At 66.4% G+C, this 21,355-nt stretch carries 18 protein-coding genes and 1 pseudogene; 7 read left to right on the top strand and 12 right to left on the bottom strand.

The annotated features are described in order from the left end of the window. Nucleotides 1-18: 18 nt before the first annotated feature. Nucleotides 19-1,587, top strand: coding sequence for a GMC family oxidoreductase (locus XI02_RS08900; protein ID WP_172648534.1), 1,569 nt, complete (start codon nucleotides 19-21; stop codon nucleotides 1,585-1,587). Nucleotides 1,588-1,689: 102 nt separating this feature from the next. On the opposite strand, the gene XI02_RS08895 is transcribed toward XI02_RS08900, so the two are convergent. Further along, complete coding sequence (locus tag XI02_RS08895) at nucleotides 1,690-2,010, bottom strand: ribbon-helix-helix domain-containing protein (RefSeq protein WP_069278853.1); 321 nt, start codon at nucleotides 2,008-2,010, stop codon at nucleotides 1,690-1,692. Nucleotides 2,011-2,242: 232 nt separating this feature from the next. Between XI02_RS08895 and mutL the strand changes: the two genes are divergently transcribed. Further along, nucleotides 2,243-4,054: a DNA mismatch repair endonuclease MutL gene (mutL, locus tag XI02_RS08890; protein WP_194483390.1), complete on the top strand. Its 1,812-nt coding sequence runs from the start codon at nucleotides 2,243-2,245 to the stop codon at nucleotides 4,052-4,054. 151 nt (nucleotides 4,055-4,205) lie between these two features. Here mutL and XI02_RS08885 read toward each other — a convergent pair. Next, nucleotides 4,206-4,921 (bottom strand): annotated as a pseudogene (locus XI02_RS08885) (IS5 family transposase). A 313-nt stretch (nucleotides 4,922-5,234) separates the two neighbouring features. Between XI02_RS08885 and XI02_RS08880 the strand changes: the two are divergent. Next, nucleotides 5,235-6,524: an IS4 family transposase gene (locus XI02_RS08880; protein ID WP_018269112.1), complete on the top strand. Its 1,290-nt coding sequence runs from the start codon at nucleotides 5,235-5,237 to the stop codon at nucleotides 6,522-6,524. A gap of 21 nt (nucleotides 6,525-6,545) precedes the next feature. Here XI02_RS08880 and rsmD read toward each other — a convergent pair whose 3' ends face one another. Next, nucleotides 6,546-7,109: a 16S rRNA (guanine(966)-N(2))-methyltransferase RsmD gene (gene rsmD, locus XI02_RS08875; RefSeq protein WP_172648536.1), complete on the bottom strand. Its 564-nt coding sequence runs from the start codon at nucleotides 7,107-7,109 to the stop codon at nucleotides 6,546-6,548. Nucleotides 7,110-7,115: 6 nt separating this feature from the next. Then, on the bottom strand, nucleotides 7,116-9,146 hold the full coding sequence (locus tag XI02_RS08870; RefSeq protein ID WP_172648537.1) for a pseudouridine synthase: 2,031 nt from the start codon (nucleotides 9,144-9,146) through the stop codon (nucleotides 7,116-7,118). Between the two features lie 128 nt (nucleotides 9,147-9,274). Here XI02_RS08870 and XI02_RS08865 point away from each other — a divergent pair, with 128 nt between their 5' ends. Continuing rightward, the gene (locus XI02_RS08865; protein ID WP_038376809.1) at nucleotides 9,275-9,733 is read left to right on the top strand and encodes a nucleoside deaminase; all 459 of its coding nucleotides are present in this window, start codon (nucleotides 9,275-9,277) and stop codon (nucleotides 9,731-9,733) included. Nucleotides 9,734-9,911: 178 nt separating this feature from the next. Here the strand turns inward: XI02_RS08865 and XI02_RS08860 are convergent, their stop codons facing one another. Further along, on the bottom strand, nucleotides 9,912-10,817 hold the full coding sequence (locus XI02_RS08860) for an alpha/beta fold hydrolase (RefSeq protein WP_172648538.1): 906 nt from the start codon (nucleotides 10,815-10,817) through the stop codon (nucleotides 9,912-9,914). 122 nt (nucleotides 10,818-10,939) lie between these two features. On the opposite strand from XI02_RS08860, the gene XI02_RS08855 reads away from it, so the two are divergent. Further along, nucleotides 10,940-12,172 carry an acyl-CoA dehydrogenase family protein gene (locus XI02_RS08855; RefSeq protein WP_172648539.1) on the top strand — a complete coding sequence of 411 codons (1,233 nt, stop codon included), beginning with the start codon at nucleotides 10,940-10,942 and terminating at the stop codon, nucleotides 12,170-12,172. A gap of 138 nt (nucleotides 12,173-12,310) precedes the next feature. Here the strand turns inward: XI02_RS08855 and XI02_RS08850 are convergent, their stop codons facing one another. Further along, nucleotides 12,311-13,636 carry an adenylate/guanylate cyclase domain-containing protein gene (locus XI02_RS08850; RefSeq protein ID WP_172648540.1) on the bottom strand — a complete coding sequence of 442 codons (1,326 nt, stop codon included), beginning with the start codon at nucleotides 13,634-13,636 and terminating at the stop codon, nucleotides 12,311-12,313. 46 nt (nucleotides 13,637-13,682) lie between these two features. Continuing rightward, a complete protein-coding gene (purD, locus tag XI02_RS08845; protein ID WP_172648541.1) occupies nucleotides 13,683-14,960 on the bottom strand; it encodes a phosphoribosylamine--glycine ligase in 1,278 nt (425 codons plus the stop codon). 165 nt (nucleotides 14,961-15,125) lie between these two features. On the opposite strand from purD, the gene xseA reads away from it, so the two are divergent. Beyond that, the gene (gene xseA, locus XI02_RS08840) at nucleotides 15,126-16,748 is read left to right on the top strand and encodes an exodeoxyribonuclease VII large subunit (protein ID WP_172648542.1); all 1,623 of its coding nucleotides are present in this window, start codon (nucleotides 15,126-15,128) and stop codon (nucleotides 16,746-16,748) included. A 57-nt stretch (nucleotides 16,749-16,805) separates the two neighbouring features. Here xseA and XI02_RS08835 read toward each other — a convergent pair whose 3' ends face one another. Next, complete coding sequence (locus XI02_RS08835; protein WP_172648543.1) at nucleotides 16,806-17,636, bottom strand: dienelactone hydrolase family protein; 831 nt, start codon at nucleotides 17,634-17,636, stop codon at nucleotides 16,806-16,808. Between the two features lie 186 nt (nucleotides 17,637-17,822). On the opposite strand from XI02_RS08835, the gene XI02_RS08830 reads away from it, so the two are divergent. Continuing rightward, nucleotides 17,823-18,050 carry a DUF2093 domain-containing protein gene (locus tag XI02_RS08830; protein WP_016848019.1) on the top strand — a complete coding sequence of 76 codons (228 nt, stop codon included), beginning with the start codon at nucleotides 17,823-17,825 and terminating at the stop codon, nucleotides 18,048-18,050. A gap of 14 nt (nucleotides 18,051-18,064) precedes the next feature. Here the strand turns inward: XI02_RS08830 and lpxK are convergent, their stop codons facing one another. Genes lpxK through XI02_RS08810 form a run of 4 tightly spaced genes read right to left on the bottom strand, consistent with a single transcriptional unit; the run spans nucleotide 18,065 to nucleotide 21,335 of the window. Beyond that, nucleotides 18,065-19,087, bottom strand: a complete 1,023-nt coding sequence (gene lpxK / locus XI02_RS08825) for a tetraacyldisaccharide 4'-kinase (protein ID WP_172648544.1) — start codon at nucleotides 19,085-19,087, stop codon at nucleotides 18,065-18,067. Then, a complete protein-coding gene (locus XI02_RS08820; RefSeq protein ID WP_172648545.1) occupies nucleotides 19,080-20,414 on the bottom strand; it encodes a 3-deoxy-D-manno-octulosonic acid transferase in 1,335 nt (444 codons plus the stop codon). The genes lpxK and XI02_RS08820 overlap by 8 nt, the downstream gene beginning before the upstream one ends. Beyond that, nucleotides 20,377-21,090, bottom strand: a complete 714-nt coding sequence (locus XI02_RS08815) for a lysophospholipid acyltransferase family protein (protein ID WP_016848022.1) — start codon at nucleotides 21,088-21,090, stop codon at nucleotides 20,377-20,379. Before XI02_RS08815 ends, XI02_RS08820 begins: the two co-directional genes overlap by 38 nt. Beyond that, nucleotides 21,087-21,335 (bottom strand): DUF4170 domain-containing protein, encoded by a 249-nt coding sequence (locus XI02_RS08810; RefSeq protein ID WP_016848023.1) that lies wholly within the window; start codon nucleotides 21,333-21,335, stop codon nucleotides 21,087-21,089. The genes XI02_RS08815 and XI02_RS08810 overlap by 4 nt, the downstream gene beginning before the upstream one ends. Between the last annotated feature and the right edge of the window lie 20 nt (nucleotides 21,336-21,355).

The raw sequence follows: 21,355 nt of genomic DNA, 5'->3' as shown, positions 1-21,355 counted from the left end.
ACGGGTCGGGAGGAAACAATGGCAAAATTCGATCTGAATGACAGCGGCGTTGTGGTGATCGTCGGCTCCGGTGCCGGCGGCGGAACGCTCGGCAATGAACTGGCGCAGAAGGGCGTCAAGGTCGTGATCCTGGAAGCCGGCCCGCGCATCGAGAACCAGGACTTCATCAACGATGAATGGGACAGTTTTACCCAGCTGGCCTGGTCCGACGCGCGCTCGACCTCGGGCAGCTGGCGCGTCCATCAGGACTTTCCGGGCCTGCCGGCCTGGATCGTGAAGGCGGTCGGCGGCTCGACCACGCACTGGGCCGGCGCCTCGCTGCGCTTCGACGAGCACGAGTTCAAGATCAAATCGGCCTATGGCGGCATTCCCGGCGCCAACCTGATCGACTGGCCGATCACGCTCGCCGAGATGGAGCCGTGGTACGCCAAGGCCGAGGACAAGATGGGCGTCACCCGCACCAACGGCATCCCCGGACTGCCCGGCAACAACAATTTCAAGGTGATGGAAGCCGGCGCGAAGAAACTCGGCTACAAGGAAGTGCACACCGGGCGGATGGCGATCAACAGCGAGCCGCGCGACGGCCGCGGCTCCTGCCAGCAGATCGGCTTCTGCTTCCAGGGCTGCAAGTCGGGCGCCAAATGGTCGACGCTCTACACCGAGATCCCGAAGGGCGAAGCCACCGGTAATCTCGAAGTGCGCCCCGGCAGCATGGTGATCAAGATCGAGCACGACCAGTCCGGCAAGGTCACCGGCGTGGTCTATGCCGATGCGACCGGCGCGATGCAGCGCCAGAAGGCCCGCGTCGTCGCGGTCGCCGGCAACTCGATCGAGAGCCCGCGACTGCTGCTCAACAGCGCCTCCAGCATGTTCCCGGACGGGCTCGCCAATTCATCCGGCCAGGTCGGCCGCAACTACATGCGGCACATGACCGGCAGCGTGTATGCGAGCTTCGAGAAATCGGTGCACATGTATCGCGGCACCACGATGGCCGGCATCATCCGCGACGAGGCCAAGAACGATCCGAAGCGCGGCTTCGTCGGCGGCTACGAGATGGAGACGCTGTCGCTCGGCCTGCCGTTCATGGCCGCGTTCCTCAATCCCGGCGCCTGGGGCCGCAGCTTCACCAGCGCGATCGAGGGCTATCCGCGGATGGCCGGCATGTGGCTGGTCGGCGAAGACATGCCGCAGGAGACCAACCGCATCACGCTGGATCCGAAGATCAAGGACAAGTTCGGCATGCCGGTCGCCAGCGTGCATTTCGACGATCATCCGAACGACGTCGCGATGCGCGATCACGCCTACAAGCAGGGCTCCGCGGTCTATGAGGCGGTCGGCGCCACCGTCACCTATCCGACGCCGCCCTATCCCTCGACCCACAACATGGGCACCAACCGGATGAGCGAGAAGCCGCGCGACGGCGTGGTCAACAAGTTCGGCCAGACCCACGACATCAAGAACCTGTTCGTCTCCGACGGCAGCCAGTTCACGAGCGGTGCTGCCTGCAACCCGACGCTGACGATCGTGTCGCTGGCGATCCGCCAAGCCGACCACATCGCCGGCGCGATGCAGCGCAAGGAGATTTAGCGAGGAGATCCAGCAAGAAAATACAATTCCCCTCTCACTGAAGCGGCCTTGCCCAACTGGACAAGGCCGCTTTTCTCTTTGCGCGATGGATTGCGGCTGACGCTATTCCGCCGCGTCCATGATCGCCGCCGGCGCGCGATAGTCGGGAACGACCGCCGGCGCATTCGCCTTGGCGCGGTAGATCAGGCAGGAGCAGCGCAGCAGCGACGCGAAATTGTTCACCTCGCCGTGATGATCGAGCACCTCGTTGTGCAGGGTGGTGAGGAACTTGGCCAGCGTCATGCCTTCCTTGGCCGCGATCTCCTCCAGCGTATCCCAGAACGACATTTCCAGCCGGATCGAGGTGCAATGGCCGTCGATCCGCAACGATCGGGTCTGCGATTCATAGTCGCGTTGCGGCTGATGCGCGAAAAGATGGCACATGGCGTTCCTCCGGCGAGAACTTATAATTTTTCTAAACGATATACCTGTGCGCGCGGCCCCACAATCGGGACGTAGGGCGTAACGCGCCGGCCGCCGAAGCCAAGCGTCTTCAAGGCGATAGGCCGGACTCATCCCCAACCCGCATCCGGTCGCCATATCGGTCCCATGCATTTGCCGGCGCGGCGACTTATAGTAACGGCCAGTCTCGAATCGCTCTCCGAACGTCCAATCCATGCCCGTCCGCCAGCTTCCCGAACAGCTCGTCAACCGCATCGCCGCCGGCGAAGTGGTGGAACGCCCCGCGAGCGTGGTCAAGGAACTGGTCGAGAACGCGATCGACGCCGGCGCCAGCCGCATCGACGTTTTCACCGATGGCGGCGGGCGGCGCCGGATCGGCATCACCGACGATGGCGGCGGCATGACCCGCGCGGACCTCGCGCTTGCGGTCGACCGTCACGCCACCTCCAAGCTCGACGACGAAGACCTGCTCCGCATCCGCACGCTCGGCTTCCGCGGCGAGGCGCTGCCCTCGATCGGCGCGGTCGCAAAGCTCGGCATCACCACGCGCCATGCCAGCGAGCCGCATGCCTGGTCGCTGTCGGTCGAAGGCGGCGAGAAGTCCGAGGTCATGCCGGCCGCGCTCGGCCAGGGCACCCGCGTCGAGGTCAACGACCTCTTCTACGCCACGCCGGCGCGGCTGAAATTCCTCAAGACCGACCGTACCGAGGCGGAGGCGATCCGCGAGGTGGTGCGGCGGCTCGGCATGGCGCGCCCGGACATCGCCTTCACGCTGGCCGGCGAAGAGCGCGCGCCGGTCACCTGGGCCGCGGCGCTGCCCGGCGCCGCCGGCCGGCTGACCCGGCTCGGCGATATCCTGGGTGCGGATTTTCGCGCCAGTGCGATCGAGGTGCGTGCCGAGCGCGAGGGCGTCGTGGTCGAGGGCTTTGCCGCCGCGCCGTCGCTGACCCGCGCCAATGCGCTCGGGCAATATCTGTTCGTCAACGGCCGCCCGGTGCGCGACAAGCTGATCCTCGGCGCGGTGCGCGCGGCCTATTCGGACTACCTGCCGCGCGACCGCCATCCTGTCGTGGCGCTGTTCGTGACCTGCGACCCGCAAGAAGTCGATGCCAATGTGCATCCGGCCAAGACCGAGGTGCGTTTCCGCAATGCCGGCCTGGTGCGCGCGCTGATCGTGCACGCCTTGAAGGAAGGCCTTGCGCGCGAAGGCAGGCGCACCGCGGCCAACACCGCCGATGGCACGGCGCTCTCGGCCTTTCGGCCGGCCTTCACGCCGCCGCGACCGGGCAATTGGGACTGGCGCGGCTCGCCGTCCTATCCGACTGGTCCGATGCGCGCGTTCGACGGCGCGGCGGCGCCCGCCTTCGCGGAGCCGGGACAGGCCGCCTTCGACGTCGGCGCGCCGACCGCCGATGTGCGCTTCGAGGCCGCGCCCGACCTGCTCGACCGGCCGCTCGGCGCCGCGCGCACCCAGATCCACGAGACCTACATCGTCTCGCAGACCCGCGACGGCCTCATCGTGGTCGACCAGCACGCGGCCCATGAGCGCATCGTCTATGAGAAGCTGAAGGCCTCGCTGGCGAAGAACGGCGTGCAGCGGCAGATCCTCTTGATCCCAGAGATCGTCGAGCTCGATGAGGCGACCGTCGAGAAGCTGCTCGACCGCGCCGAGGAGCTGGCGTCGTTCGGGCTTGCGATCGAATCCTTCGGTCCCGGCGCGGTCGCGGTGCGCGAGACGCCCTCGCTGCTCGGCAAGGCCAACGCAGCCGGGCTGTTGCGCGACCTCGCCGAGCACATGGCCGAGTGGGACGAGGCGCTGCCGCTGGAGCGCCGGCTGATGCACGTCGCCGCCACCATGGCCTGCCACGGCTCGGTCCGCGCCGGCCGCCGCCTCAAGCCGGAAGAGATGAACGCGCTGCTCCGCGAGATGGAAGACACGCCGAACTCCGGCCAGTGCAATCACGGCCGCCCGACCTATGTCGAATTGAAGCTGAGCGATATCGAGAAGCTGTTCGGGCGGAGGTAGTCTCTATCGCCGTCGTCCCGGGCAAGCGAAGCGCGACCCGGGACCCATAACCACGAATGCATCCGTTGACAACGGCTGGGGCTCCAGCGCGCTTCCACAATGCACATTCGTGGTTGTGGGTCCCTGCTTTCGCACTAGGTGGTGTGGACACTTACCGCAGCCAGAGAATGATGGCTGCGAGGGTGACGACCGCCCGATAATTTCGAGCGGTCTTTTCGAAGCGGGTTGCGACACGGCGGAATTGCTTGAGCTTTGAGAAGCAGCATTCCACGAGATGGCGCTGGGCATAGAGATGCTTGTCGAGCGGATATTTGAGCGCGCGTGACGGGTTGTTGGGGATGACGGCAAGCGCGCCTTTGGCAGCGATGGCTTGGCGCAAGTGATCGGCGTCATAGGCCGTATCGCCCATGACGACCTCGGCAGGCAATCCCTCGATCAACGCGGCGGCTTGCGGTGCATCGCCCTTCTGGCCTGCGGTGAGGGTGAACCGCACGGGGCATCCCAACCCCCGAACGGCCAGATGGATCTTCGTGCTCAGACCACCGCGCGAGCGGCCGAGCGCCTGATCTTCAGACCCCCTTTTTTGGCCCCGGCAGCGTGCTGGTGGGCGCGGACGATGGTGGAATCGACGATCAGATATTCGAAGTCCGGATCATCAGACATCGCCTCAAAAATCCGCCACCAGACGCCTTTGGCACTCCATCGACTGAAGCGCCGGAACACGCTGTTCCAATCTCCGAACGCTTCCGGAAGATCACGCCAGGGAGAGCCCGTACGCACGATCCACAGCACCCCTTCCACGAACATCCGATTGTCGCGGCCGGTCGAACCCTTCTGGTCCGGCCGGCCTATGATCAACGGCGCCATCCGCTCCCACGCCGCGTCGTTCAAAACCAAACGATCCATCACGCCCAAGACTGCCTCCCCAAAAGCAGTCTTGAATCTGATTTGGTCCTAAAAGGGAATCCTTAGAGTCCACACCACCTAGAGCATGCACGTATTTGGTGCGGCGGATTGACTCGGGATGGAGACAGGGGATTCCAGAATCGGCGATCCGTGTGATTTCTATTGCGACGCTCCAGGTTGGACGGGGGTGTCGGGTGTTGTTACGAATTGACTGGACGTTAGGACGGTTCGGGGATCGTCGTCTCGATAAAGGGGGGCGGCGCTCGTCGAACGCATGGTTGCGGGCAAGACGGTCTGCCTGCGGCGGCTTTCCAGGGGTGATCGTGCGCTGGAGGTGCGGTTCAACCGCTTTCTCGGCCACGACAAGGTGACGGCGGAGCGGATCATCGAAAGCTGGGGCGACAGCACGGTTGCCGCGGTAGAGGGCCGCCATGTGCTGGCGATCCAGGACACCAGCGAGATCCACTTCAACACCACGCCGCAACGCCGGCGCGGGCTCGGCGAAATCGGCAAGGGCAATAACCACGGCGTGCTGCTGCATCCGCTGCTGGCCGTGGATGCCGACGATGGCAGCTGTCTTGGACTTTTGAGTGGGCAGGTATGGACGCGCCAGGGGCGTCGCACCACGACGCATGACGCACGTGACTTGTCTGACAAGGAATCGCAACGCTGGATATCCACCGCCATTGCGGCCAAGCCGCTGCTCACCGCTGCCGGAACGGTGACGGTCCTCGGTGATCGCGAGAGCGATATCTTTGCCCTTTATGCCAGCTCGGCCGAGCAGCACTTCCATGTCATCGCGCGCAGCATGCATGATCGCAAGCTTGCCGACCGCACCGGCCTGTATGAGGCCACCGACGCCATGCCTGTGGTGGATCGGAGGGCGATCCAACTGCCTGCGCGCGCGGCGCGACCGGCACGTCAGGCCCATCTCGAACTCCGCTTTGGCGCAATCGAGCTTGCCCGCCCGCAGAGCAAGTTCCTGCGCCATTTGCCGAAAAGCTTGCCGCTGGCGGTGGTCGACGTGTGCGAGATCAATGCCGGGCCCGGCGCAGAGCCGCTGCACTGGCGTCTGATCACCTCTCACGAGATCGCCACCGTCGACGACGCCTGGCGTATCGTCGAATGGTACAAGCAGCGCTGGATCATCGAGCAGTTCTTCCGCGTCCTGAAGACGCAAGGCCTCAAGCTCGAAGACAGCCAGATCGGAACCGCCGATCGTCTCCTCAAACTGGTCGCTATCGCCGCCAAGGCAGCCGTCATCACCATCCAGCTTCTGCAAGCGCGCGATGGCGGTCAGCAGCCCATTCGCGTTGCCTTCAACGACAACGAGATCAACGCGCTTGCCGCCCTCAACCGGCAACTCGAGGCCAGGAGCAAGCGACTGAAAAACCCACATCCGCCCGACAGCCTCACCTGGGCAGCCTGGATCATCGGCCGCCTTGGCGGTTGGGACGGCTACCCGTCGTCTAAACCTCCAGGCCCCATCACCTTCAAAAATGGCCTCGAATACTTCCTGGCCGTCGCAGCAGGATGGAGCCTCAGAGATATGTGCATGCCCTAGTGCTTTCGCAGGGACGACACATTAGATTGCGGTGACAGCTCGCAAGAACACGAACTCGGTGTCGTCATAGGCCCGCCGCTCGAGCTCCTCGAAGCCCTCGGGCGCCGCGAACGCCGCGGCCTTTGCCTCTTCCACCACGAGCAGCGCGCCCGGCACGAGCCAGCCGCCGTCGCGCAGCGAGGCGAGCGCCTTCTCAGCGAGCCCCTTGCCATAGGGCGGATCGAGAAATACCAGCGAGAACGGCTCGACCGGATGCGCCGGTCCAAGATCGGTGGCATCGCGCCGATAGACCTTGGTCGTTCCGCCGAGGCCGAGCGACTCGACATTGTTGCGCAGCAGCGCCCGCGCCTCGGCGCCATTGTCGACGAACAGCGTGAACCTGGCGCCGCGCGAGACCGCCTCGATGCCAAGTGCACCGGTGCCGGCAAACAGGTCGAGCACGCGCGCGTCCTCAATCGGATTGTCGTAGGCGTGGATCAGAATGTTGAACACGGACTCGCGCAGCCGGTCCGCGGTCGGACGAATCTCGCGGCCCGCAGGCGAAGCGAGATTGCGGCCCTTCAGCCTGCCCCCGACGACGCGCATTGACCGTTACTCGTCGCGCGGCTTGAGGTCGCGCTTGCCGTGATAGCCGCGCTTGGGACGGCGCGGCGGGCCGTAGCCGCTGGCCTCATCCTCATTGCGGGCACGCGCTTCCTCGCTGCCGGTGCGCTGCACCAGCACGCGGCGGCCCTTGCGATCGTTGATGGTTTCGCGCTTGCTGGGCTTCGGCTTCCTGGCGGGCGCATCGTCGCCGTCGGCTGCGTCACGCTGCTCCGGCCGCGTGAAGTCGGCACCCGCGATCTTGGCGATCTTCTCGCCGAGCTGCTCGCGCAGCACCCGCGTCTTGACCTCCTCGACCTTGCCCTCCTCGAGCTCGCCGAGCTGGAACGGGCCGTAGGAAATCCGGATCAGCCGGTTCACCTCGAGCCCGAGATGCGCCATCACGTTGCGCACCTCGCGGTTCTTGCCCTCGCGGATCGCGAACACCACCCACACGTTGGAGCTCTGGTCGCGTTCCAGCGTCGCATCGATCGGCCCGTATTTGACGCCGTCGACCTCGACGCCACCCTTGAGCTGGTCGAGCTGGCCCTGCGTCACCTCGCCATGCGCGCGCACGCGGTAACGGCGCAGCCATCCGGTGTCCGGATGCTCCAGTGTCCGCGCCAGGCCGCCGTCGTTGGTCAGCAGCAACAGGCCTTCGGTGTTGAAATCCAGCCGGCCGATCGAGATCAGCCGCGGCAAGCCCTCGGGCAGATTGTCGAACACGGTCGGCCGCCCCTCGGGATCGGCATGCGTCGTCATCAGCCCGCGCGGCTTGTGATACATGAACAGCCGGGTCCGCTCGCGCGGCGGCAACGGCTTGCCGTCGACCGCCACCACATCGCTGTCGGTGATATCGAGCGCCGGCGAGTTGATCACGCGTCCGTTGACCGTGACCCGGCCCTGGGTGACGATCTCCTCCGCATCGCGGCGCGAGGCAAGACCGGCGCGCGCCAATACCTTCGCAATGCGCTCGCCGGATTTCTTCGGCTTCGGCTCGGGACGTTCGCGGCGGTCGTCGGAGGCGCGTTCGCGATAGGCACCGCGACCGCCGAAGGCCGGGCGCTTCGCAAAGATTCTGCTGTCGTCCTCGTTGTCGCGGCGCGGCCGGTCGGAGAAGCGACCCTCGCTGCGCGGGTGCTCCTGCCAGTCGGTGCGGCCTTCGGGCCGCTCGCGCCGGCGATTGTCGCGGCGATCGCCGGCGTCTTCGTCGCGACTCCAGCGCGGCCGACCGAACTTCGGACGATCACCCTGCTCACGATCGTCGCGGGACCTGGAAAATCGCGGACGGTCGCCGCCACTGCGATCGTCGCGCGACTTGTAGTCCTCGCGGGGCGTGCGATCCCGTTTTTGCCAGGGCTTCTCGTCGCTGCGGTCGCGGCCCTCGAAGTCGCGGTCGCGCTTGAAGCGCGGCCGATCGCCGAAATCGCGGCGCGGCGCATCGCCGTCCTCGCGGCGGCGGAACGGGCGGCCTTCGCCCTTGTCGCGGAACGAGGACTTGTCGCGATCGCCGCGCGAAAACTTGCGGTCGTCGAATTTGCGCTCGGCGCGCTCGCCGCGCGGCGCAAAGGTCCGCTTCTCCCCGTCACGCTCGCCACGCGGCGTGTAGGGACGCTTTTCGCGATCGCCATAGGACCGCTTCTCGCCGAACTTGCGGTCGGATGACCGGCCTTCCGAACGCGCGCCACCGCGCTGCGGACGATCGCCCGCATCAAAGTCCCGGCGCTCGCCGCGCGGTTTGAACGGGCGCTTTCCGCCCCCCTCGCCGCCGCGGTCGTCGCGCTTGAAGTGCGGCCGGTCGCCGTAATCGCGGCGCGGCGCATCGCCGTCCTCGCGGCGGCGGAACGAGCGGCCCTCGCCCTTGTCGCCGAACGAGCGCTTGTCGCGATCACCCTTGCCGCGATCGGGCTTGCCGCCGAAGCTGCGCTTGCCGAACGGCTTGTCCGATCCGCGGGAGCCACTGGGCCGCCCCTTCCCGGGCGCCCCCCGGTCCCGCCGGCCGCGCGGGGAATCGTTGTTTTTGTCGCTGTCGCGGGGCATGAATGTTCTCGCCTGGAGGTTCAATTGGGGCGCAGGGCAACCGGCGATACGCGCGCCATCTGGGCGCGACTGGCGCAAAACCGGCATCCACTTCTGCTGAAGGCGACGCTACTAGCAGGTTTCTTCCGATGATACGAGGCATGTCTGCCCCTTCTTTCATGGATTTGGCGCTAAAAACCGCGGAAAATGCCGGAAAAGCCGGCGAGGTTCCGATCGGATGCGTGATCGTGCGGGGCTACGAGGTGATCGCCACCGCCGGCAACCGCACCCTGACCGACCGCGATCCGACGGCCCATGCGGAAATCCTCGCGATCCGGCAAGCCGCCGAGGCCATCGGCACCGAGCGGCTGGTCGATTGCGACCTCTACGTGACGCTGGAGCCCTGCACCATGTGCGCCGGCGCAATCTCCTTTGCCCGCGTCCGCCGGCTCTATTACGGCGCCGCCGACCCCAAGGGCGGCGCGGTCGAGTCAGGCGTGAGGTTCTTCGCGCAGCCGACCTGCCACCACGTGCCGGAAGTCTATGGCGCGGTCGGCGAGAGCGAGTCCGCGCGCCTGCTGCGCGAGTTCTTCAGGGAGCGACGGTGACGATCGCGTAGCCCGGATGAAGCCAACGGGTCGCGCGTTCCGCGCTCCTCAGGGCGACGGGGATGCAGCGTAATCTCTCCCCTCGTCGTCCCGGCGAAAGCCGGGACGACATCGAGTGTATTGCGTCATCGAGAGTCATACATTCACGGTCTCTTCGGATGACGGGTCGCGCGCCGCATCACCCCGCCAGGAAAAACTCCCGCAGCAGCTTCGCGGTCGCGTCCGGAGCTTCCTCGGGCAGGAAGTGCCCCGACGCCACCGGCGCGCCGCTGACATTGGTGGCCCAGGTCTTCCAGGTGTCGAGCGGTGTCGTTGCCGCGCTGGCAACGCCGGCATCGCCCCACAATGCGAGCATCGGGACCGTGATCTTCCTGCCGGCGTCGACATCGGCCTTGTCGATCTCGTAGTCGGCATAGGCGCCGGCGCGATAGTCCTCGCACATCGCATGGATGCGCGCGGGATCGCGGAATGGCGCAAGGTAGTGCGCGAGCGCGCGCGGATCGATCGCCTCCAGCGTCTTGCTCCTGGTCTGGCTCGCCATCTTCTCCTTGAGGAAGAATTCGCCATTGTTGGAGATCAGCGTCTCCGGCAGCGGATAGGGCTGCGCCAGGAACGCCCAGTGGTAGATCTTCAGCGCCGACAGGCGATTGAGCTTCTGCCAGTAATCATAGGTCGGCGCGATATCGAGCACCGCAAGCTTCGAGAGCCGGCCGGGATGATCGAGCGCGAGGCGGTACGACACCCGGCCGCCGCGGTCGTGACCGGCGAGCGCGAAATGCACATGCCCAAGCTGCTCCATCATTTCGACCATGGTCTTCGCCCAGGCCCGCTTGGTGTAGGGGGTATGGTCCTTGTCGCTGTCGGGCATATCGGACCAGCCATAGCCCGGCAGGTCGGCGATGATCAGCGTGAATGCATCGTCGAGCCTCGGCGCGACCGTGTGCCACATCACGTGCGTCGAGGAGAAGCCGTGCAGCAGCAGCAAGGGCGGGCCCTTGCCGCCGACGCGGGCGAAGATGCGGCCCTGCGAGGTGTTGATCCATTCGGACGCATAGCCGGGAAAAAGATCAGCGAGATCGGGCATCGGTAGCTCCTTCCCTGTCGCGGCCGCGCTGCTTCAAACTTTGTTCGGCGTTGCCGCTGGCTTTGGCGAGGTTTATGCCATCCTCAAGTCCTGCCAACAACAACATGAAACGAGGAAGTGCCATGTCGATCGACTTCGAAATCCCCGCCGAGGCCAAGGCGATCCGCGAGAAGGTTCGCAAATTCGTGCACGACGAGTGCATTCCGGCGGAAAAGGAACTCGACACCAAGCCGCTCGCCGAGGTGCTGGGACCGCTGCGGAAGAAGGCCCGCGCGCAGGGTCTGTGGTGCCCGTTCGTGCCCAAGGAGTATGGCGGTATGGGGCTCGGCCCGCTCGCCAACGCGCTGGTGCAGATGGAGCTCGGCGAAAGCATGCTCGGCGCGCTCTCGATGAACACGCAGGGACCGGACGACGCCTCGATGATGACGATCCTGGTGCACGGCACCGAGTACCAGAAGGAAAAATTCCTCAAGCCCCTGCTGAACGGCGACAAACGCATCTGCTTCTCGATGACGGAAAAGGCCGCCGGCGCCGACGCCACCGGCATGCAGACCACGGCGGTGAAGGACGGCAACGAGAACTACATCCTCAACGGCGAGAAATGGTTCTCCTCGTCGGCGAGCGTCGCCGATCTCGCGCTGGTCATGGCGAAGACCGATCCGAACGCGCCGCGCCACAAGCAGTATTCGACCTTCATCGTCGAGCTGCCCAACCCCGGCTACCGCATCAAGCGCAACGTCGCCAACATGGCGATCGAGGGACCGCATGACGACGTGATCCATGGCGGCCACTCCGAGATCGAGATCAAGGATCTGAAGGTGCCCGCCGACAATCTGCTCGGCGGCGAAGGCAACGGCTTCAACATGGGGCAGCATCGCCTCGCCTATGGCCGGCTGCGCCACGGCATGCACAACGTTGCCAAGGCGCAGCGCGCGCTCGACATGGCGGCAGCCCATGTCACCAAGCGTTCGACCTTCGGCCAGCTGCTGGCCGACCGCCAGGCGGTGCAGTTCATGCTCGCCGACTGCGCGAGCGAGCTCTATATCGGCCGGCTGATGCTGCTGCACATCGCCTACAAGGCCGAGAAGGGCCTCGACATCCGCCAGGAAAACTCGATCGCCAAGATCTTCCACGCCCATATGGTGCACAAGGTGATCGACACCGCGATCCAGCTCCACGGCGCGCTCGGCTTCAGCCAGGATACGCCGCTGGCGAAATGGTACACCCAGGTGCGCTCGCAGCGGCTGGTCGACGGCCCCGACGAGGTGCACAAGTGGAAGATCGGCAAGAACGTCATCAAGGCGTTCCGCGAGCACGGCACCACGGCGTCAGCGGCGGGCGGGGATCTGCTGTAACCGGCGGCAGCGCGCAGCGCCCACAACTCGGTCATTGCCGGGCTTGACCCGGCAATCCATCGCGCAAAGAGATTCTCTCGAAGGTGATGGATGCGCGGGTCAAGCCCGCGCATGACGAGCGGAGATCAGCGGCCGAACCTAGCCGCTCGCCGCAAACAGCTCCCAAGTCCCGGGCAGTCCCTTCAGCTCGAACGCGCCGCGCTCGGCGAATTTCAACCCGGCGCCCGCGACCAGATCGGTCACCACGCGTGACACCAGCACCTCGTTCGAGCCGCATTGCGACATCACGCGCGCCGCGGCGTGTACCGCTATGCCGCCGATATCCGCCCCCCTCACCTCGATCTCGCCGGTGTGCAGGCCTGCTCGCACCGGCAGGCCGATCTGCCGCGCGGCCGAGCCGAACGCCAGCGCACAGCGCACGGCGCGGCCGGGACCGTCGAAGGTCGCCAGAATGCCGTCGCCAGTGCTCTTCACCAGATGGCCGCGATGGCGGCCGACCATCTGCTGCGCGAGTTGATCGTGATCGTCGAGCAGACGTCGCCAACGATGGTCACCCATCGCCGCGGCACTGCGAGTGGAATCCACGATGTCAGTGAACAGCACGGTCGCAAGCACACGGTCGAGCTCGGCATCACCACCATCGCGATGGCCGGTGACGAATTCCTCGACATCGCCGAGCATCGCCTCGGTCTCGCCGACCCAATAGTAGTGATCGCAGCCCGGATATTCCACGTATTTCGCGCCGGGGATCGAGCCCGCGACGGCACGGCCGAGCGCCACGGGAACGCGGGCATCGCCGGTCCGATGCAGGACCAGCGTCGGAGTCTGGAGCATCGGCAGGATCGTCGTGACGTCGATCGCGCGATTGAGAACCAGCAGCGTCCGCAACGCTCCCGGACTGCTCGACAGCCGCTCGAATTTCGCGATCTGCGCGATCACTTCTGCATTCGCTGCCTGGCTCGGCGCGACAGTCTTGACCGTGTCGCCAGAACCCCAGTTCTGCACGATCTCGTCGCAGCGCAGCTGCCACAAATCGTCCGGCAGGCGATCCTTCGAGCGGGCAAAACTGCCAAGCAGAACGAGATGCGAAACGCGGTCCGGGTAGGTCGCTGCAAACAGCACACTCATCGGACAGCCCTCGGAGAAGCCGAACAACACTGCCTTCGTGGAGCCGATGGCGTCCATGATGGCCCGGACGTCGTCCATGCGCTGCTCGAGCGAGGGCGCGCCGGTCATCCGATCCGACAATCCCTGTCCGCGTTTGTCGAAGGTCACGACCCGGGCGAAGCGCGACAGGCGGCGCAGCACGGCGGTGTAGCCGGGCATCTCATGCATGAACTCGATATGCGAGAACAAGCCGGGGACAAGGATGATGTCGACAGGACCGTCGCCCATCACCTGATAGGCGATGCTCGCGTCGGCGCTTTGCGCGTAGTGCGTCTCGGGCAGTCTGAAATCGGTCATTCGAAGGCCCCCGGGCGCGCCATTGTCGCCGCTGCGGCCGGATCGATCAACCCTTCTCCGCCTCCACCGCCTGCCAGGCGATGTCGCGGCGGCAGAATCCGTCCGGCCATTTGATCCGTTCGACAGCCTGATAGGCGCGGTCGCGCGCCTCGGTGACCGTCTTGCCCATCGCGCAGACGTTCAGCACCCGCCCGCCATTGGCGAGGATTGCGCCATCCTTGGCCACCGTGCCGGCGTGGAAGATCTCGACGCCCTCGACCTTGGCGGCGTCATCGAGGCCATCGATCCGCGCGCCCTTGATGTAGTCGCCGGGATAGCCCTTCGCCGCCATCACCACCGTCAGCGCCGGGTCCGGATACCAGCGCAGATCGAAGTTCTTCAGTTGCCCGTCGATGGAAGCGAGCAGCGCCGGCACGATGTCCGACATCATCCGCAGCATCAGCACCTGGCACTCGGGATCGCCGAAGCGGACATTGTATTCGAACAGTTTTGGGCCCTGCGCGGTCAGCATCACGCCGGCATAGAGCACGCCCTTGAACGGCGTGCCGCGGCTCTTCATCCCGGCAACCGTCGGCAGGATGATCCGCGCCATGATCTGGTCGTGCACCTCGCCCGTCACGAACGGCGTCGGCGAATAGGCGCCCATGCCGCCGGTGTTCGGCCCCTTGTCGTGATCGAACACCCGCTTGTGGTCCTGCGCCGAGGCCAGCGGGATCGCGGTCTCGCCGTCGCACAGCGCGAAGAAGCTGATCTCGCGGCCCGAGAGGAATTCCTCGATCACGACCTCGGCGCCGGCCGAGCCGAACGCGCCCTCGAACATCATCGCGATCGCGGCCTCGGCCTCGGGCAGCGTCTGTGCCACCACGACGCCCTTGCCGGCGGCAAGCCCGTCGGCCTTGACCACGATCGGCGCGCCCTGGGCGCGGACATAGGCCACCGCGTCCTTCGCGTTGTCGAAGCGGCGATAGGCGCCGGTCGGAATGTCGAACTCGCTGCAGAGGTCCTTGGTGAAACCCTTGGAGCCCTCGAGCTGGGCGGCCTGCCGGCTCGGCCCGAACGCCTTGATGCCTTCAGCGGCGAGGTCGTCGACGATCCCGGCGGCGAGCGGCGTCTCCGGTCCGACCACCACCAGATCGACCGCATGGCCCCGGCAGAATTCGATCACCGCAGCATGGTCGGCGACATCGAGCGCGACGCATTCGGCTTCGCGCGCGATCCCGGCATTGCCCGGCGCGCACCAGAGTTTCGTCACCAGCGGGGATGCGGCGATCTTCCACGCCAGCGCATGTTCGCGGCCACCGGAACCGAGCAGGAGGATGTTCATCTGTGTCGCCGATCAGAGGGGTTGTAACGCCATTTCGTCCGGTTTAGCACGCTCCCGAACCGCAGCAACACGCGGTTCGATCAGATGTGGATATGTGATTCGACGCCTGAAACGCGGCGCCCGGACCTTGCACACGGGGTCGAAAACCCCGATTCTATAGATCAGATGACCGCTGCTCCGAATCTCGTCAACGCGCCTGAATTCACCGTCTCGGAACTCTCCTCCGCCCTGAAGCGGACGGTGGAGGACCGCTTCGGCCATGTCCGTGTCCGCGGCGAGATTTCCGGTTTTCGCGGCCCGCATTCCTCCGGCCACTGCTATTTCGCGCTGAAGGACGAGAGCGCCAAGATCGAGGCCGTGATCTGGAAGTTCGCCCATGCCCGGATGCGCTTCAAGCCGCAGGAAGGGCTCGAGGTCATCGCCACCGGCAAGCTGACCACCTACCCGAACTCCTCGAAGTACCAGATCGTCATCGATTCGCTGGAGCCGGCCGGCGTCGGCGCGCTGATGGCGCTGATGGAGGAGCGCAAGAAGAAGCTCGCCGCCGAAGGCCTGTTCGACGAGGCCCGCAAGCAGCTTTTGCCCTGGCTGCCCGAGGTGATCGGCGTCGTCACCTCGCCCACCGGCGCCGTGATCCGCGACATCCTGCAACGGCTGGAGGACCGCTTCCCCCGCCGCGTCCTGGTCTGGCCGGTCAAGGTGCAGGGCGACGGCTCGGCCGAACAGGTCGCGGCCGCGATCCGCGGCTTCAACGCGCTGCCGGAGGGCGGCCGGATTCCACGGCCTGATCTGCTCATCGTCGCGCGCGGCGGCGGCTCGCTGGAGGACCTCTGGTCGTTCAACGAGGAGATCGTGGTCCGCGCCGCGGCCGAGAGCCATATCCCGCTGATCTCGGCGGTCGGCCACGAGACCGACATCACGCTGATCGACTTCGTCGCCGACAAGCGCGCGCCGACGCCGACCGCCGCCGCCGAAATGGCGGTGCCGGTGCGCAGCGAGCTGTTCGTCGAGGTCCAGGCGCTCGCCCGCCGCACCATGGTGTGCTGGCAGCGTGCCCAGGAGGCCCGCCGCACCGAGCTGCGCGCCGCGGCGCGGGCGCTGCCGGCGGCGCACGAACTGCTGGCGATCCCGCGGCAGCGGCTCGATCATCTCGCAGCAGGCTTGCCGCGCGGGCTGAAGGCCAACACGCACGCGCATTTCCGCCGCTTTGCCGCCAGCAGTTCGCGCCTCACCATCGGCGTGCTGCGCGGCCAGATCGCGCATGCGCGGCAGCGGCTCACCGCATCCGGCGAGCGCATCACGCTGTCGGCGCGCGCGCTGCTGCATCGCCGCCGCGAGCGCTTCAGCGGGCTCGAGATCCGGCTCAAGGCCTCGAAGCTTGCCAATGCCAAGGCCCAGCGCAACGCCATCGCCCGCGATATCGAGCGCACCCACCGCCTCGCCGAGCGCGCCCGGCGCGCGCTGGTGACGACGATGCAACGGCTCGAGGCACGTGTCGCCCATAGCGGACAACTGCTGTCGGCGCTGTCCTATCGCGGCGTGCTGGCGCGCGGCTTTGCGCTGGTGCGCGATGCGCACGGCCACGCCCTGCACTCCGCGGCAGCGGTCGGCCCGAACGCCGGCCTGTCGATCGAGTTCGCCGATGGCCGCGTCGCCGCCACCGCGAATGCCGATCAGCCCCCGGCAACGGTAGCGCCCGACAGCCAGCCGAAGCCTCAGCCCCGTGAGGCGAAACCGGCGGCGCCGAAGCGCGTCACCAAGCCGGTCGATCAGGGCAGCTTGTTCTGATTTTCTCTGGAGCATGATCTCTCCGGAAAACCGCTGCGCACTTTTCCGGATCATGCTCTAGCGCGACAGCCACTCCGCGACTTGCTTCTGCGCATCCTTGCGCGCGCCGGTATCGGTGCCGATGTGACCGCGCTCGGCGATCTCGGCATCGGAGGTCGCGACCGCGTGCAGCGGCAGGTTGGGTCGGTCGAAGTCGTGGTAGGCCTCGGGATACACCACGATCCGCGCCAGCGCGCTGCGGCCGCGGGCGCCGTCGACCATCTGGTGGCAGGCCGATGACGATGTCACGTCGTCGCGCGCGCCGATCAGGACCAGCGTCGGCACCCGCGCGCTCCAGCCGAGGCCGAACGAGGCGCGGCAATCCGGATAGAACGCGACCGCCGAGCGAAAATCCGGCTCGACGCTGCGCGACCACAACTGCGGCCGCACCGCCCACAGCAGGGCGGCGGCGCCGTTGCCCCAGCCGATCAGGCTGATGCGGCGCTTCGCCACCCATTTCTGCTGCACCAGCCACTGCCGCGCCGCGTTGATGTCGGCGACCCGCGCGCGGCGGGTCTGGACCTGATGCTCCCTGATGCGGCACTGCGGACCGAGCTCGCGCGAGCCGTAGCTGTCCGGCAGCAGCACCGCATGGCCGGTCGTCAGCAATTGCTCGGCCCAGTCGCGATAGCGCGGCAGGACCGGCTCGGAACGGCCGGCGAGACCGCCGCAGCCATGCAGCGCGATCACGGTCGGGAACGGACCGTCGCCATCGGGCCGGTAGAGCTGCGCGTGCAGCGTGACGTTGCCTTCGGGGATCTCGACCTGATGCGGGGCCGGGAGTGGCGCCGCGGCCGCGGCCGGTGCGGCAAGCATGGCGAGGAGCACGAAAACTGGCTTGAGGCGCATCCAATCCGGCCGGCTCGTTATGGCGTCGCAAACACAGCGGACCACGGCCGCAAGGCTACCATGCGCCTCCGCCGCCAAATCATCACAAGTCGGTGGTTTAACGGGCGGACATGACACCCTATCTGTGATAGACGGTTTCATCGACATCCAGATGGCCTCGTTGGAGGCAAGGCGGAGAGCTCAATCGTGCTGAACAAGTTCGGTCCCTCGGGCCATGGCGAAGCGCAGGTGCAATATCTCGACGGCGATTTCCGCGTGATCTCGCCCGGCACCTTTGTGCGCTGTGCCATCACCGACGTCCGGATTCCGCTCGACGAGCTGAAGTATTGGAGCGTCGATCTGCAGGAAGCCTACGCCACCCCGACCGCCGTGCTGCAGCGCCACCATCCCGGCGTCCTCAAGCCGCAGGCCTAGGCTCAAGGCCGGGTTCATTTGGAGAGCCTCCTGTCCCGCGCCCTGAACAGCTGATCGGCCACCAGGCGCCGCAGCGCGTCGCCATCATCGAATTGCAGCGTTACCGCGAACGGCACGATCGCCTGTGCCCAGGCCGGCATCCCGTCCGGACCACGCAACCGCGCGAGATCCTTTTCCGTCGTCACCGGCGTCAGGGCGTCGCCACGCGCGTCGGCAACGAGCGCTTCGATCTCCTCCTTCGTGAAGGCATGATGATCGGCGAAAGCCTTGCTGCGCACGACGTCGACGCCGCTTGCGCGCAACGTGTTGAAGAAGCGCGCGGGATCGCCGATGCCGGCAAAGGCGAGCGCACGCGTTCCGCTCAGCGCCGCCAGCGAAGCCTGGTCCGGCTTCAGATGCGCCGACAGCACCGGCTTGCCGCGGGACGCCAGATCGGCCGCGATGCTTTGCGCCGCGCTCCCCTCGCCGACCACGATCAGCGCGTCGGTCCGTTCCAGCTGCGGCACCAGCGGCGCGCGCAACGGTCCGGCCGGAATCACGCGGCCATTGCCAATGCCGCGCGTGCCGTCGATCACGATCAGGCAGGTGTTCTTGAGCACGCTCGGATTCTGGAAGCCGTCGTCCATCAGGATCACGCTGGCGTCCTGCGCACGCGCCAGCGCCAGGCCTGCGGCGCGGTCGCGCGACACCACGACTGGCAAGCTCGCCGCCATCATCAGCGGCTCGTCGCCGACATCGGCCGCCGTGTGGCTGCCCCGATCGACCTTGACCGGGCCGCCGAGCCTGCCGCCATAGCCGCGGCTCAGCACCACCGGCCGCTCGTCGATTTCGCGCAGCAATTTTGCCAGCGCCAGCACCGTCGGCGTCTTGCCGGCGCCGCCGACATGGTAATTGCCGACGCAGATCACGGGAATGCCGGCATCGACGCCGGATTGCCGCATCCGCCGTGCGGCGACCGCGCCGTAAAGCGCGGCAAGCGGTTGGAGCAGTTGCGATGTCCAAGACGACGGCCGGTGCCAGAAGGCCGGCTCACGCATTGGCGGCTCCCATCTCGAGCCGCAACTGCAACAGATAGGGCTCGAGAGCGGTCACCGTGCGCTCCAGCGCACCACCGAGCTGTTCGACGACGCGCTCGGAGGCCGCCAGCGACGTGTCGCGGGCCGCGGAATCGGCAAGGAACTGGCCGAGCTGCTTGACTAGCGCTTCCCGATCATCGGCGCGGCGCGCGCCGCCGGCGCGATCGAGCGCCTCATAGACATCGGTGAAGTTGAACACGTGCGGGCCGTGCACGATCGCCGCGCCAAGCTTGATCGCCTCGATCGGATTCTGGCCACCATGCGCGACCAGCGAGCCGCCCATGAACACGATCGGCGCGAGGCGATAGAACAGGCCGAGCTCGCCCATCGTATCGGCGACATAGATATCCGTCGTCGCGACCGGCAGGTCCTCATGCGAGCGCAGGCCGGGGCGCAGGCCGGCCTCCGTCACCAGCCGCGCCACCGCCTCGCCGCGCGCGGCATGCCGCGGCACGATCACTGTCAGCAGGCCGGGGAAGAATCCGGCGAGCGACTTGTGCGCCTCGATCAGGATCTCCTCCTCGCCGGGATGGGTCGACGCGGCAACCACGATGGTGCGGCCGCGCGTCACCGACATCAGCCGCTCCAGCTTGGCCGGATCGGCCGGCGGCGCCGCGACGTCGAGCTTGAGGTTGCCGGTGACGACGACGTTGTGGCTGCCGAGCGCGGCAAAGCGTTCGGCGTCGGTGTTCGACTGCGCGAGGCAGATGTCGAACCGGCCGAGCAGCGCGCCGATGGTGTTGGAGAGCCGGCGCCAGCGCGGGAACGAGCGCTGCGACATCCGTCCGTTGATCAGCACCATCGGCAGCCGCCGCGCGGCGCTCGACAGGATCAGGTTCGGCCACAAATCGGATTCGATGAACAGCGCCAGCGACGGATGCCAGTGATCAAGGAAACGCGTCACATAACGCGGCGAGTCATACGGCACGTATTGATGGATCACGTCGGGCGGGAAGCGCTTGGCGACGATCGCGGCCGAGGTCACCGTGCCCGAGGTGAGCAGGATGCGCAGATTGAGCGCGCGTAGCCGCTCGATCAGCCCGGCCGCCGCCAGCACCTCGCCGACGCTGGCGCCGTGAATCCACACCAGCGGGCCCTGCGGCCTGGTATCGGCGCTCACGCCGCGCCGTTCGCCGACGCGTTCGGGATCTTCCTTGCCGAGCTTGAGCCGCCGCTTGATCAGGGCAGGCGCGAGCGGCACCATCGCGGACGACAGCTTGCGATACACACGCAACGTCATCGGTAGCGAGCTAGCCAAGCGCTGCCTCCGGCCGCCCGACCGCTGCATAGGCACGTCGGGTCGCTTCGTTGAGAAGTTCCTCCACGTGCTGCCGAAGCTTTTCCATCGTCGCGGCGTCGGCGTCGGGCGGCACATAGACCGGCTCAATACCTACCACTGCGCCGCGCCCGAATGGCAAATTGATGGTGGTCGAATCCCAGTTTTTCAACCGGATGAATCGGCTGGTGACCATCGCAAAGGGGACGATCGGCCGGCCGGTCTCCCGCGCCAGCATGATGGCCCCGAGGCCCGCCACCCGCGCCCGCTTCGGCACGTCGGCGGTGGTCGCCATGTTGCAGCCGTCTTCCAGCGCCCGAACCATCTCCAGGAAGGCGCCGACGCCGCCCTTGCGATGGAACGCGCCGGAATGATCGCCGGAACCTCTGATGGTGCCGATGCCGAGCCGCTCCACCGCGAGGGCGTTGAATTCACCGTCGCGGTGGCGGGAGATCAGCACCTTGGCGCGGTAGCTCTCCTTGGTCTTGATGAACGGCGTCATGAAGTGCTGGCCGTGCCAGAACACGAAGATCGCCGGCATCAGGGGCTCGACGATCCCGTACACGTCATGCGGCTGGTAGCTGAAGCGGTTGGTGTACCACACCAGCCGCAGATACTCGGCCGCAAGCACACCCAGCGCGCGCTGCACGAAGCCGCTGCGCAGCAGATCGCGAAAAAGTCGTTTCAATGGGAGTGCTTTGTGTCCTGCTCAGGATCGAGCAACCGGTGGAGATGAACGACGAAATAGCGCATCTGGGCGTTGTCCACGGTCTGCTGCGCCTTCGCCTTCCAGGCTGCATAGGCGGTCGCATAGTTCGGGTAGACGCCGACGATCTCGACTTCGTCCAGGTTCTTGAAGGTGTTGTGCTCGAGATCGGTCAACTCGCCGCCGATCACGAGATGAAGCAGCTGGGGCTGGGCATTGTCTGACATGATGGTAGTTTTCCTAACGA

It is taken from the genome of Bradyrhizobium sp. CCBAU 21365 (genome assembly GCF_015291305.1).
Lineage (GTDB): Bacteria > Pseudomonadota > Alphaproteobacteria > Rhizobiales > Xanthobacteraceae > Bradyrhizobium > Bradyrhizobium elkanii.
This window is presented reverse-complemented; position numbering and strand designations above follow the sequence as displayed.

Bases quoted from the DNA above. Each gene is read 5' to 3' on its own strand.
- XI02_RS08855 (WP_172648539.1), top strand. From the start codon at position 10,940: ATGTCGATCGACTTCGAAATCCCCGCCGAGGCCAAGGCGATCCGCGAG.
- XI02_RS08870 (WP_172648537.1), bottom strand. From the start codon at position 9,146: ATGCCCCGCGACAGCGACAAAAACAACGATTCCCCGCGCGGCCGGCGG.
- mutL (WP_194483390.1), top strand. From the start codon at position 2,243: ATGCCCGTCCGCCAGCTTCCCGAACAGCTCGTCAACCGCATCGCCGCC.
- XI02_RS08900 (WP_172648534.1), top strand. From the start codon at position 19: ATGGCAAAATTCGATCTGAATGACAGCGGCGTTGTGGTGATCGTCGGC.
- XI02_RS08835 (WP_172648543.1), bottom strand. From the start codon at position 17,636: ATGCGCCTCAAGCCAGTTTTCGTGCTCCTCGCCATGCTTGCCGCACCG.
- XI02_RS08860 (WP_172648538.1), bottom strand. From the start codon at position 10,817: ATGCCCGATCTCGCTGATCTTTTTCCCGGCTATGCGTCCGAATGGATC.
- XI02_RS08810 (WP_016848023.1), bottom strand. From the start codon at position 21,335: ATGTCAGACAATGCCCAGCCCCAGCTGCTTCATCTCGTGATCGGCGGC.
- XI02_RS08895 (WP_069278853.1), bottom strand. From the start codon at position 2,010: ATGTGCCATCTTTTCGCGCATCAGCCGCAACGCGACTATGAATCGCAG.
- xseA (WP_172648542.1), top strand. From the start codon at position 15,126: ATGACCGCTGCTCCGAATCTCGTCAACGCGCCTGAATTCACCGTCTCG.
- XI02_RS08865 (WP_038376809.1), top strand. From the start codon at position 9,275: ATGATACGAGGCATGTCTGCCCCTTCTTTCATGGATTTGGCGCTAAAA.
- rsmD (WP_172648536.1), bottom strand. From the start codon at position 7,109: ATGCGCGTCGTCGGGGGCAGGCTGAAGGGCCGCAATCTCGCTTCGCCT.
- XI02_RS08820 (WP_172648545.1), bottom strand. From the start codon at position 20,414: ATGCAGCGGTCGGGCGGCCGGAGGCAGCGCTTGGCTAGCTCGCTACCG.
- XI02_RS08850 (WP_172648540.1), bottom strand. From the start codon at position 13,636: ATGACCGATTTCAGACTGCCCGAGACGCACTACGCGCAAAGCGCCGAC.
- XI02_RS08880 (WP_018269112.1), top strand. From the start codon at position 5,235: ATGGTTGCGGGCAAGACGGTCTGCCTGCGGCGGCTTTCCAGGGGTGAT.
- purD (WP_172648541.1), bottom strand. From the start codon at position 14,960: ATGAACATCCTCCTGCTCGGTTCCGGTGGCCGCGAACATGCGCTGGCG.
- lpxK (WP_172648544.1), bottom strand. From the start codon at position 19,087: ATGCGTGAGCCGGCCTTCTGGCACCGGCCGTCGTCTTGGACATCGCAA.